Here is a 10,351-nt window from a genome sequence, read left to right as displayed (position 1 = left end):
CTATCTTCCACTCCCTCCCGGGGGGGGGGGGGCCCCCCCCGCGGGGGGGGGGGGGGGGGGGGGGGGGGACCACCCCCCCGCGCCCCCCCCCCCGCCGCTCACGCCTGCGAGCCGGGCGCGTCCGTTTGGAACGCGGCCGTCCGCAGGGCCGCCGCCACGCGGGCGACCGCCGGCGTCGGCGGGTGCGGCAGCCGGGCCAGCACCTGGCGCCGCTGCTCCTGGGGCCCGCCGCGCACCGGCAGGATCCTGACGCCCGGCGGCGCGGCGGCGGCGAGGCGGCCGGCACGGTGGTCAGCCCGCCTTGCCGCCGGCACCCTGGTCGCCGCGGTCTGTCCCGGCATGGTCGACACCGCCACCTCCCGCCCCTGGTTCGGCGACCACAGCCGGACCCGGTCCCCCGCCGACGCCGCCCGCGCCGTCCTCGACCTGGTCTTCGCCGACCGCGTCGACCCCGCTCTGCACGGCGAGCTGATCCGCTTCGGCAAGCCCTTGCCCTGGCACGACGGCACACCCCCGGTGGAGCAGGACCGCCTGGTCAGGCCGTGAGGGCGGTTCACAGGCCCAGGATCCGGGCGACGGTGCGCAGCACGCCGTCGTCGTTGTTGGACGGGGCGAGGTGGCGGGCCCGGGAGATGACGTCGGGGTGGGCGTTGGCCATGGCGAAGGACCAGTCGGCGGCGTCCAGCATCTCCAGGTCGTTGAGGTAGTCGCCGAAGACCATCGTCTGGGCGGGTGTGATGCCGAGTTCGCGCTGCAGGCCCCGCAGGGCGGTGCCCTTGTTCGCGGTGCGGTTCATCACGTCGACCCAGTGCTCGCCGGAGACCACGACCTGGTGGGTGGCGGCGAAACCGGCGAGAGCCGGGGCGGTGGTGCGCTCGGCCGGTCCGAAGTCGAAGAGCGCGACCTTGATCACGTCGTCGTCGACGGCGGTGAGGTCGTCGACGACCCGGTGCTCGACGTAGTAACGGCGGACCTCGGCGAGGAAGGCCTCGTCGGCGCGCTCCACGTACGCGGCCCGCTTGCCGCAGACCACCGCGCCGACGTCGACGCCGTCGGCGACCAGCCGCCGTACGGTCCGTGCGAGGTCGCCCGCGACGGCCGGGTCCAGCACGTCCGAGCTGAGTTCGACGCCGTCGCGCACCACGTACGTGCCGTTCTCGGCGATGAACACCATGCCGTCGGCGACATCGGCGAACTGCCGGGCCAGGGTGGCGTACTGGCGGCCGCTCGCCGGGCTGAACAGCACTCCGCGGCGGCGCAGCTCGGCCAGCATCGGCCACAGTCCGGCGGGGATGCGCTTCTCGTCGTCGAGGAGGGTGCCGTCCATGTCGGTGACGACGAGTCGGATGTCGGCGGAGCCGGCCGCGGGGCCGGTCGTGGTGAGGAGGGACGCGGGCGAGGCGGGCATGTCCTGCTTCCGGTGGGAGACGGCATTCGCACACCAGTGTCCCGCACCCGGCCGACGGGACCGGAAACGGCGGCGGGGTCCGCGGTGGCCGCGCGGTCACCGGACGACGGCACACCGCCGCGAACCGCGCCGGTACCGCGGTTCGGCGCGGTCGCCGTGAAAGCCTGACCAGGACGTGTGCATCCGAGCCCGTCGAGGAGGATGTCGTATGCCGCCCCTTGCCGACCCCGTGCCCGGCGGGCGCCCCGGCGACCTCGCCCGGGCGCATGCCCTCGCCCACGAGCTGTCCGCCCGGGGGGTCCGCGCGATCGTGCTGGCCTACGTGGACACCGCCGGGATCTGCCGGGTGAAGACGGTCCCCTGGCAGCGGCTCCAGCAGGCGGTGGCGTGGGGCGTCGGCATGTCGCCGGTGTTCGACACCTTCCTGGCCGACGACACGGTCGTCCGCACCGACGTCCTCGGCTCGCCCGACGGCGACCTGCGCCTCTACCCGGACCTGGACCGGCTGGTGGTGCTCGCCGCGCAGCCCGGGTGGGCCTGGGCGCCGGTGGACCGGATCACCCAGGAGGGCGACCGGCACCCCGGCTGCAGCCGCACCTTCCTGCGCCGGACGGTCGCCGAGGTGGAGGACCGGCTCGGCCTCACCTTCAAGGCGGGTGTCGAGATCGAGTGGGCGCTCGGCCGGGCCGCCGCCCCGGCCGACGAGTTCGCCCCGGCGACCCAGGGCCCGGCCTACGGCGCCGCCCGCCAGATCGAGCTGAGCGACTACGCGGCCGACCTGCTCGCGGCCCTGGACGCGCAGCAGGTGGCGGTCGCCCAGTTCCACCCCGAGTACGCACCGGGCCAGTTCGAGCTGTCCACCGACGCGCTGGACCCGGTGGCGGCGGCCGACCAGAGCGTGCTGGTGCGCCAGACCGTCCGCGCGGTCTCGCAGCGGCACGGCCTGCGGGCCTCCTTCTCGCCGGCCGTCACGGAGCACGGCGTCGGCAACGGCGGCCACCTCCATCTCTCCGTGTGGCGCCACGGGGTCAACCTGCACGCGGGCGGCGACGGCCGGTACGGGATGACCGCCGACGCGGAGTCCTTCGCCGCCGGGATCCTGACCCACCTGCCCGCGCTGCTGGCGGTGACCGCGCCGAGCCCGGCGAGCTATCTGCGGCTGCGGCCCTCCCGGTGGGCGGGGGCGTTCACGGCCTGGGGCCGGGAGGCCCGGGAGGCCGGCGTGCGGGTCGTCACCGGAACGACCGGCCACCAGAGCCAGGAGGCCAATCTGGAGGTCAAGCCCATCGACCTGGCGGCCAACCCGTATCTCGCCCTCGGTGCGGTGATCGTCGCGGGACTGGACGGGCTCACCTCGGCCGCACCGCTTCCCGCGGAGGTCGTCGACGACCCGGCCCTGCTGATCCCGGACGAGGCGGTCGCCCGGGGCGTACGACGGCTGCCGACCTCGCTGGTGCAGGCTGTCGACGCGTTCCGGGAGGACAAGGTGCTGTGCGCGGCCCTCGGTCCGGTCCTCACCGACGCGGTGGTGGCCGTGCGCGAGGGCGAGACGGCGGCGGTCGCCGGGCTCGACGAGGCCGGGGTGGCGGCGGCCTACCGCTGGAAGTACTGATGCCGGGAGCGCTCCGGGAGGTGGTCGACGCGCTGCCGCTCGTCGACCACCACTGCCACGGCGCGGTCACCGCCGACCTCGGTCCGCCCGAGTTCGAGGAGCTGCTGACCGAGGGCACGGCCTGGCCGGGCGTGTCGCCGTTCGACAGTCCGGTCGGAGTGGCCGTACGACGGCACTGCGCGCCGCTGCTGGACCTGGAGCGGCACGCGCCCGCCGCCGCCTACCTGGCGCGCCGCGCGGAACTGGGCTGGCGGGAGGTCAACCGGCGGTTCCTGCGGGCCGCCCGCGTGGAGACGTTCTGCGTGGACACCGGCTACGCCCCGCACCCGGTGACCTCGCCCGCCGCTCTCGCGGCCGCGTCCGGTGCCGTCGCCCGTGAGGTGGTCCGGCTTGAGAGCGTCGCCGAGGCGGTGGCCGGGCGGGGCGTGGACGCCGGGGCGTACGCGTCCGCGTTCCGGGCGGCGGCCGAGGAGGCGGTACGGCGCCCGGGTGTCGTCGCCGTCAAGTCGGTGGCCGCCTACCGGACCGGCTTCGGCCTGGATCCGGCACGGCCGACGGACGCGGAGGTGACCGGGGCGGCCGCGCTGTGGTTCGCGCGGGGCGGCAGGCTCACCGATCCGGTGCTCGTGCGTCACCTGCTGTGGACGGCGGTCGCCCTCGAACTGCCGCTCCAACTCCACACCGGTTTCGGCGACTCGGATCTGCGGCTGCACCGGGCGGACCCGGCGCTGCTCACGGACTGGCTGCGGCTGACCGCCGGCAGCGTCCCGGTGCTGCTCCTGCACTGTTGGCCCTACCAGCGCCAAGCCGCCTACCTCGCCACGGTGTTCGAGCACGTCCACCTCGATGTCGGGCTCGCGCTGCACTACGTGGGACCGGGCCGGGCGGCCGCGGTGCTGGCGGAGGCGATGGAGATCACCCCGTTCCGCAAGCTGCTGTACAGCTCGGACGCTTATGGTGTGGCTGAGTTCCACCATCTCGGTGCGCTGTCCTTCCGGCGGGGACTGGCCGGAGTGCTCCAGGAGCGGGTGGACGCAGACGAACTGAGCCACGCCGACGCAGTGAGGATCGCCGCCTGGACAGGACGCGACAACGCCCGTCGCCTCTACGGACTTCCCGTATCGGACCCCGGCCACGACTGAGCGCGTGCCCCACCCGGAAAGTATGATCAATCAATGTCTGACATGACCGAAACCACGCCCGGTTGGCTGTCCTCCGACGAGCTGGAGATGACTCGCGCCCGCATGCCGATCCTGTACGTGGAGGCCGTGCCCGTACGGGTGGACGACAGTGGTGAAGTCACCAGTATCGGACTGCTGCTCCGCATCGGCCCGGACGGAACGGTCAGCAGGACCCTCGTCTCCGGCCGTGTCCTGCACCACGAGCGGGTCCGTGACGCCCTGTTGCGCCACCTGGAGAAGGATCTCGGTCCGGTGGCGCTGCCCCGGGTGCCGGCGTCCCTGCAGCCGTTCACGGTGGCGGAGTACTTCCCGACGCTGGGGGTCACGCCGTACCACGACCCGCGTCAGCACGCCGTGTCGCTGGCGTACGTCGTGCCGGTGGCCGGGGACTGCCGGCCCCGCCAGGACGCCCTGGACCTGGTGTGGTTCAGCCCGCAGGAGGCGGTCTCGGCGGCCGTGCAGAGCGAGATGCCCGGCGGCCACGGCGTACTGCTGAAGCAGGCCCTGGCGTACGTGGGTTGCGTGGGCTGACGGTGCGGGCGGGGGCGGCTGCCCCGGCTGTGGCGCCCGACGCCGGCACCGGGCGGACGACGCTCGCTCGGCCTGTTCGGCGCCGAGGGCCCCGAGGCGCCGGAGCGCGCGCGGGCGGCGCTGCCGTCGCGCGTCCGTCGGACCGACGAGCCCACCGCGCTCGGCCCGCACCCCGCCGACCCGGGCCGGGCAATGGTGCCGGTCGCGGCGGACGCCGATGAGCAGCTGGAAACGTACGCCGGGCCGGACGGCTCCGGGAACGGTCTGCGGGGTCGTGGGAGGCCTGGGGGCCGAGCGCCGGGGGCCGTCCGGCCGGCTGTGGACGCCGCCGGACCTGGGCCGCACTCCAGGTCTGTGGCAGGCGCCGGATCCGCCCCGGCCGCGGGAGATCCTGCGCGGCTCCCGGTGATCGACCGGCGGCCCGTCGACGCCGTCCGCCGACCCGGCGGCCGAGTGACCCGGCGCGGGTGGCGTGCACGGCTCACCGCGCGGTACACGCGAAAAAGGGCCCTCACAGGCTCTCGCCTGCGACGACCCTTCGCACCGTCGGGACGACAGGATTTGAACCTGCGACCCCTTGACCCCCAGTCAAGTGCGCTACCAAGCTGCGCCACGTCCCGGTGCCGTCTGACCTGGGATTTCCCTGGTCGAAACGCGCAAGGAAACAATACCGCACTCGGGCACGTGGTCGCGCACGGCTTTTGTCCGGGCACGGCGCAGGACCGGGGTGCCCGGTCCTGCGCGGGCGCCACGGCCGTACGCGCCGGTGCCGCCGGGCTCAGTCCTCGGCCGGCAGGCCCACCCGCGGATGGGATTCCAGGAGCCTGGGCGGGGCCGCCTGGCGCCAGGAGTCGGCGAGGATGTCGTGCAGCTCGGCCTCGTCCTCCAGGGCGGCGAGCCGGACCCGGACCCAGGCGAACTGCGCCTCGTGACCGGCGATCCAGAACTTGCCCGGCTCGGCCCGCACGAGTTCGTCGCGCTCCTCCTTGGGGCAGCGCACGGCGATGGACGTCTCGTCCTCGGGCAGCGTGGCGAACATCTTCCCGGCGACCCGGAACGTGGGCATGTTCCATGCGGTCTTCTCGCTGGTGTCCGGCAGGGACAGCGCGATGCGGCGTACGTCTTCGGCTTCCGGCATGTCCGGCACCGTAGCCGCTGCCACTGACAGTCAGCCGGTGCCCGTCCCGACGTGCTTGTAGTAGAGGGTCGTCTGACGCAGCACCCCGCCGGGGTCGGCCGCGTAGTCCGGGATGGTCCCGGCGCGGGTCCAGCCGGCCGACCGGTAGAGGTGTTCGGCGGGGCTGTCGGTCTCGGTGTCGAGGTGGAGCAGGGTGATGCCGGCGTCCATCGCCGCCGCCTCGGCCACGGCCAGCAACCGCCTGCCCAGACCCCGGCCGCGGGCCTCGCGGTGGACCATCAGCTTCACCAGTTCGGCGCGGTGCCGGCTGTTCGGCTTGCCAGGGAAGGCGAAGGCGAGGCTCACGGTGCCGACGACCCGGTCCGCGCCGTCCAGCGCGGCCCACACGGCGAGCCGCCCGTCGGCCACCGCGTCCGCCCTTCCCCGCCACCAGTCCGCGGCCTGCTCCGGCCCGAACGGCGCGAGGAAGCCGACGGAGGCCCCGCCGTCGACCGTGTCGGCCAGCAGCGCGGCCAACTCCCCTGCCCGCTCGGCCAGTCCGTCCGCCCCCAGGCGGACCGCCGTCATGGCCGCACCACCGCGAGGACGTAGCGCGCCGCCCGCGGCCCGGCGCAGCGGAACCGGGTCGGTCCCCATACCCGCAGGCGCAGGCAGTCGCCGGTGTCCAGCAGGTGCTCGGTGTCCTGCGCGGTCACCGCGAGGGTGCCGTCGAGCACCCACAGGTGCTGTTCCAGGCCGGGCACCGGCGGGCGGTCGTAGGAGAGGTCCGCGCCCGCCGCGAGCCTGCCCTCCACCAGCTCGCCGCGCAGCGAGCCGTGCGGGGGTGAGACGGACCGGCGGACGAAGCCCGCGGTCCGGTCCTCCCAGACCTGCTGCTCGGCGGCGCGCAGCACCGGCGCGGGCGCCGTCTCGACCTCGCTGAGCAGCTGGGACATGGTCCGTCCGTAGACGTTGCAGAGCCGGTTGAGGAGGGCCGCCGTGGGGCTGGTCTCGGCCCGCTCGGCGCGCGACAGGGTCGACTTGCTCACTCCGCTGCGCTCCGCCAACTCGCCCAGGGTCCAGCCGTGTTCGGCGCGCAGTTCGGCCAGGCGGCTGCCGAGCCGGGCGTCGACGGGGTCCGGGACGACCGCTTCTTCTCGTTTCACATCCGGGACGGTATCCCGTATGTGAAACACACGGATGAACAATCCCTCACAGCCGGGCCGCCTCGCCCAACGCCTTGAGCACCGGGCTGATCAGCGGATGGCCCTCCGCCCCGCGCCGTACGGCGGCGAAGACGCGGCGGGTCGGGGCGACACCGTCGACCGGGCGTACGACGACGCCGGTCAGGTCCATGCCGCGCAGGGCCGACCGGGGGACGAGGGCCACGCCCGCGTCGGCCGAGGCCAGCGCCACCACGGCCCGGAAGTCGTCGGAGGAGTGCTCCAGGCGGGGCTGGAAGCCGGCGCTCTCGCAGGCCAGGACCACCACGTCGTGGCAGGGGTTGCCGGGGTACGGGCTGATCCACGGGTCCTTGGCCAGGTCGGCGAGGGGGACCTCGGCGGCGTCGGCGAGGCGGTGGTGGAGCGGGACGACGGCGTCGAAGGGCTCGGCGTACAGGGAGACGTGGGTGAGCCGGGGGTCGTCGGCGGCGGGGGCGCCCCGGTACTCGACCGCCACGGCGACGTCGACCTGCCGGTCCAGGACCATCGGCAGGCTGGCGTCGCCCTCGGCGTCCTGGACGCGCATGCGTATGCCCGGCGCGGTCCTCGCGAGGCGGGCCACGGCCGGGGCCACCACCTGGGCGATGCCGGTGGCGAAGGCGGCGACGGTGACCGTACCGGCGTCGCCCGAGCCGTACGCGGCCAGTTCCGCCTCGGCCCGCTCCAGCTGGGCGAGTACGGCGTTGGTGTGGCCGAGCAGGATCTCGCCGGCCGGGGTGAGCCGTACGCCCTTGGCGCTGCGCTCGACCAGGCGGTGGCCGGTCTCCTGCTCCAGGGCCGCCAGCTGCTGCGAGACGGCCGACGGGGTCAGATAGAGCGCGGCGGCCGCCGCCGTCACGGTGCGGTGGTCGGCCACCGCACGGAGGATGTGGAGCCGCCGCGCCTCGATCATGGTGTTGATTATTGCAATATGTCCCGCGTGCTCAGTCCGCGAGCGCCGCCCGGGCAGCGACGAAGGCGTCCACCGCGCGGTCGACGTCGTGCGTCGAGTGGCCCGCGGACAGCTGCACCCGGATCCTGGCCCGGCCCTGCGGCACCACCGGATACGAGAAGCCGATCACGTACACGCCCCGCTCCAGCAGCAGCTCGGCCATCCGGCCGGCCACGGAGGCGTCGCCGATCATCACCGGGGCGATGGCGTGGTCGCCGGGGAGGATGTCGAAGCCCTCCTCGGTCATCCGGCGGCGGAACAGCGCGGTGTTCTCGGCGAGCCGGACCCGCAGGTCGTCCGCGGACTCCAGCAGGTCGAGGACCTTCAGCGAGGCCGCCGCGATCACCGGGGCGAGGGTGTTGGAGAACAGGTAGGGACGCGAGCGCTGGCGCAGCAGGGCGACGATCTCGGCGCGGGCCGCGACGTAGCCGCCGGAGGCGCCGCCGAGCGCCTTGCCGAGCGTGCCGGTGATGATGTCGACCCGGTCCATGACGCCGTGCAGCTCGGGCGTGCCGCGGCCGGACGGGCCGACGAAGCCGACGGCGTGCGAGTCGTCGACCATGACCATCGCGTCGTAGCGCTCGGCGAGGTCGCAGATCTCCCGGAGCGGGGCCACATAGCCGTCCATGGAGAACACGCCGTCGGTGACCACCAGCCTGCGCCGGGCGCCCTGCGCCTCCTTGAGCTGCTGCTCCAGGTCGGCGAGGTCCCGGTTGGCGTAGCGGAAGCGGCGGGCCTTGGAGAGGCGGATGCCGTCGATGATCGAGGCGTGGTTGAGGGCGTCGGAGATCACCGCGTCCTCCTCGCCGAGCAGGGTCTCGAAGACCCCGCCGTTGGCGTCGAAGCAGGAGGAGTAGAGGATCGTGTCCTCCTGGCCGAGGAACGCCGACAGGCGCGCCTCCAGCTCCTTGTGGACCTCCTGGGTGCCGCAGATGAAGCGGACGGAGGCCATGCCGTAGCCCCAGCGGTCCAGGGCGTCGTGGGCGGCGGCGACCACCTCGGGGTGGTCGGCGAGGCCGAGGTAGTTGTTGGCGCAGAAGTTGAGGACCTCGCCGGGGCGGCCGCCCGCGGTCACCTCGACGGTCGCGGACTGCGGGGTGCCGATGACCCGCTCCGGCTTGTGCAGGCCGGCGGCGCGGATCTCGTCGAGGGTGGCGCGCAGGTCGTCGCGCACGGAGTCGAACATCATCAGTCCTTGGTTGTCGTCAGAGGGTCCAGTCGAGGATGACCTTGCCGCCGCGCCCGCTGGCCGCGTCGGCGAAGGCCGCCTCGAAGTCGCGGTACCCGTAGCGGCCGGTGATCACGGGGGCGAGGTCGAGTCCGCCCTCCAGGAGCACCGACATGGCGTACCAGGTCTCGAACATCTCGCGGCCGTAGATGCCCTTGATGGTGATCATCGAGGTGACGATCCTCGCCCAGTCGACGGAGAAGTCCTGGGCGGGCAGGCCGAGCATGGCGATACGGCCGCCGTGCGTCATGTTGGCGATCATGTCCTGGAGCGCCTCGGCGCGGCCGGACATCTCCAGGCCGATGTCGAAGCCCTCGCGCAGCCCCAGCTCGCGCTGGCCGTCGGCGATCTCGGCCCGCGACACGTTCAGGGCCAGGCTCACGCCGATCTTGCGGGCGAGGTCGAGGCGCTCCTCGCTGACGTCGGTGATCACGACGTGCCGGGCGCCCGCGTGCCGCGCCACGGCGGCGGCCATCAGGCCGATCGGCCCCGCGCCGGTGATCAGGACGTCCTCGCCGACCAGCGGGAAGGAGAGCGCCGTGTGCACGGCGTTGCCGAACGGGTCGAAGATCGCGGCCACGTCGAGATCGACGGGGACGCGGTGCACCCAGACGTTGGAGGCGGGCAGCGCCACGTACTCGGCGAACGCGCCGTCGCGGCCGACGCCGAGACCGACGGTGGCACGGCACAGGTGGCGCCGGCCCGCCAGGCAGTTGCGGCACTTGCCGCAGACGAGGTGGCCCTCGCCGCTGACCAGGTCACCGGCCTTGATGTCGGCGACGTCGCGGCCGGTCCCGACGACCTCGCCGACGAACTCGTGCCCGAGCACCAGGGGCGCGGTGATCGCCTGCTGGGCCCAGCCGTCCCAGGCCCGGATGTGCAGGTCGGTGCCGCAGATGCCGGTGCGCAGCACCTTGATCAGTACGTCACCCGGCCCGACCGTGGGCTCCGGCACGTCCGCGAGCCACAGTCCGGGCTCCGCCTTCTCCTTGACCAGCGCCTTCAACGCTACGGCTCCTGTGCGTGAGGTCCCGGCCACGGGCGCGCCGAAGCGTCCCGCGGCCGGGGAGGGGGGTGGAATCGCACAGCAATCTGCCGTATCCGGGCGGCCGGGTCCATC

The 10,351-nt window shown here is 74.0% G+C and carries 12 protein-coding genes and 1 tRNA gene; 4 read left to right on the top strand and 9 right to left on the bottom strand.

All coding sequences use genetic code 11. The annotated features are described in order from the left end of the window. Positions 1–98: 98 nt before the first annotated feature. Positions 99–341: a hypothetical protein gene (locus ACIRQ9_RS39060; RefSeq protein ID WP_404185145.1), complete on the bottom strand. Its 243-nt coding sequence runs from the start codon at positions 339–341 to the stop codon at positions 99–101. Between ACIRQ9_RS39060 and ACIRQ9_RS39055 the strand changes: the two genes are divergently transcribed. Then, on the top strand, positions 340–546 hold the full coding sequence (locus ACIRQ9_RS39055; protein ID WP_404185142.1) for a hypothetical protein: 207 nt from the start codon (positions 340–342) through the stop codon (positions 544–546). The two genes, ACIRQ9_RS39060 and ACIRQ9_RS39055, sit on opposite strands and share 2 nt — an antisense overlap. Before the next feature lie 7 nt (positions 547–553). Here ACIRQ9_RS39055 and ACIRQ9_RS39050 read toward each other — a convergent pair whose 3' ends face one another. After that, positions 554–1,408, bottom strand: a complete 855-nt coding sequence (locus ACIRQ9_RS39050; RefSeq protein ID WP_404185139.1) for a Cof-type HAD-IIB family hydrolase — start codon at positions 1,406–1,408, stop codon at positions 554–556. Between the two features lie 208 nt (positions 1,409–1,616). On the opposite strand from ACIRQ9_RS39050, the gene ACIRQ9_RS39045 reads away from it, so the two are divergent. From ACIRQ9_RS39045 to ACIRQ9_RS39035, 3 genes are read left to right on the top strand one after another with little or no spacing between them, the layout of a single operon-like run. Continuing rightward, positions 1,617–3,020, top strand: a complete 1,404-nt coding sequence (locus ACIRQ9_RS39045) for a glutamine synthetase (RefSeq protein ID WP_404185137.1) — start codon at positions 1,617–1,619, stop codon at positions 3,018–3,020. Beyond that, positions 3,020–4,162, top strand: coding sequence for an amidohydrolase family protein (locus ACIRQ9_RS39040; RefSeq protein ID WP_404185134.1), 1,143 nt, complete (start codon positions 3,020–3,022; stop codon positions 4,160–4,162). The genes ACIRQ9_RS39045 and ACIRQ9_RS39040 overlap by 1 nt, the downstream gene beginning before the upstream one ends. A 42-nt stretch (positions 4,163–4,204) precedes the next feature. Continuing rightward, a complete protein-coding gene (locus ACIRQ9_RS39035; protein WP_404185157.1) occupies positions 4,205–4,732 on the top strand; it encodes an NUDIX hydrolase family protein in 528 nt (175 codons plus the stop codon). Positions 4,733–5,278: 546 nt separating this feature from the next. Here ACIRQ9_RS39035 and ACIRQ9_RS39030 read toward each other — a convergent pair. From ACIRQ9_RS39030 to tdh, 7 genes are all read right to left on the bottom strand, one after another. Beyond that, a tRNA-Pro gene (locus ACIRQ9_RS39030) sits at positions 5,279–5,352 on the bottom strand. Positions 5,353–5,510: 158 nt separating this feature from the next. Further along, positions 5,511–5,870 (bottom strand): MmcQ/YjbR family DNA-binding protein, encoded by a 360-nt coding sequence (locus ACIRQ9_RS39025; protein ID WP_404185131.1) that lies wholly within the window; start codon positions 5,868–5,870, stop codon positions 5,511–5,513. A gap of 30 nt (positions 5,871–5,900) precedes the next feature. Then, positions 5,901–6,437 (bottom strand): GNAT family N-acetyltransferase, encoded by a 537-nt coding sequence (locus ACIRQ9_RS39020; RefSeq protein ID WP_404185128.1) that lies wholly within the window; start codon positions 6,435–6,437, stop codon positions 5,901–5,903. Beyond that, complete coding sequence (locus ACIRQ9_RS39015) at positions 6,434–7,015, bottom strand: helix-turn-helix domain-containing protein (RefSeq protein WP_404185125.1); 582 nt, start codon at positions 7,013–7,015, stop codon at positions 6,434–6,436. The genes ACIRQ9_RS39020 and ACIRQ9_RS39015 overlap by 4 nt, the downstream gene beginning before the upstream one ends. Before the next feature lie 46 nt (positions 7,016–7,061). Then, complete coding sequence (locus ACIRQ9_RS39010; RefSeq protein WP_404185122.1) at positions 7,062–7,964, bottom strand: LysR family transcriptional regulator; 903 nt, start codon at positions 7,962–7,964, stop codon at positions 7,062–7,064. Between the two features lie 31 nt (positions 7,965–7,995). Beyond that, positions 7,996–9,189, bottom strand: a complete 1,194-nt coding sequence (locus tag ACIRQ9_RS39005; RefSeq protein WP_404185154.1) for a glycine C-acetyltransferase — start codon at positions 9,187–9,189, stop codon at positions 7,996–7,998. A gap of 19 nt (positions 9,190–9,208) precedes the next feature. After that, complete coding sequence (gene tdh, locus ACIRQ9_RS39000; protein ID WP_363017877.1) at positions 9,209–10,237, bottom strand: L-threonine 3-dehydrogenase; 1,029 nt, start codon at positions 10,235–10,237, stop codon at positions 9,209–9,211. Positions 10,238–10,351: the final 114 nt, after the last annotated feature.

Source organism: Streptomyces sp. NPDC101237, assembly GCF_044767465.1.
Taxonomy (GTDB): Bacteria; Actinomycetota; Actinomycetes; order Streptomycetales; family Streptomycetaceae; genus Streptomyces; species Streptomyces gramineus.
Note: the sequence above shows the minus strand (reverse complement) of the source record. Positions and strands in the feature narration are given on the sequence as shown.

What these genes read in the sequence shown, in the direction of transcription:
- ACIRQ9_RS39055 (WP_404185142.1), top strand. Translation starts at nt 340, where the DNA reads ATGGTCGACACCGCCACCTCCCGCCCCTGGTTCGGCGACCACAGCCGG.
- ACIRQ9_RS39060 (WP_404185145.1), bottom strand. Translation starts at nt 341, where the DNA reads ATGCCGGGACAGACCGCGGCGACCAGGGTGCCGGCGGCAAGGCGGGCT.
- ACIRQ9_RS39050 (WP_404185139.1), bottom strand. Translation starts at nt 1,408, where the DNA reads ATGCCCGCCTCGCCCGCGTCCCTCCTCACCACGACCGGCCCCGCGGCC.
- ACIRQ9_RS39045 (WP_404185137.1), top strand. Translation starts at nt 1,617, where the DNA reads ATGCCGCCCCTTGCCGACCCCGTGCCCGGCGGGCGCCCCGGCGACCTC.
- ACIRQ9_RS39040 (WP_404185134.1), top strand. Translation starts at nt 3,020, where the DNA reads ATGCCGGGAGCGCTCCGGGAGGTGGTCGACGCGCTGCCGCTCGTCGAC.
- ACIRQ9_RS39035 (WP_404185157.1), top strand. Translation starts at nt 4,205, where the DNA reads ATGACCGAAACCACGCCCGGTTGGCTGTCCTCCGACGAGCTGGAGATG.
- ACIRQ9_RS39025 (WP_404185131.1), bottom strand. Translation starts at nt 5,870, where the DNA reads ATGCCGGAAGCCGAAGACGTACGCCGCATCGCGCTGTCCCTGCCGGAC.
- ACIRQ9_RS39020 (WP_404185128.1), bottom strand. Translation starts at nt 6,437, where the DNA reads ATGACGGCGGTCCGCCTGGGGGCGGACGGACTGGCCGAGCGGGCAGGG.
- ACIRQ9_RS39010 (WP_404185122.1), bottom strand. Translation starts at nt 7,964, where the DNA reads ATGATCGAGGCGCGGCGGCTCCACATCCTCCGTGCGGTGGCCGACCAC.
- ACIRQ9_RS39005 (WP_404185154.1), bottom strand. Translation starts at nt 9,189, where the DNA reads ATGTTCGACTCCGTGCGCGACGACCTGCGCGCCACCCTCGACGAGATC.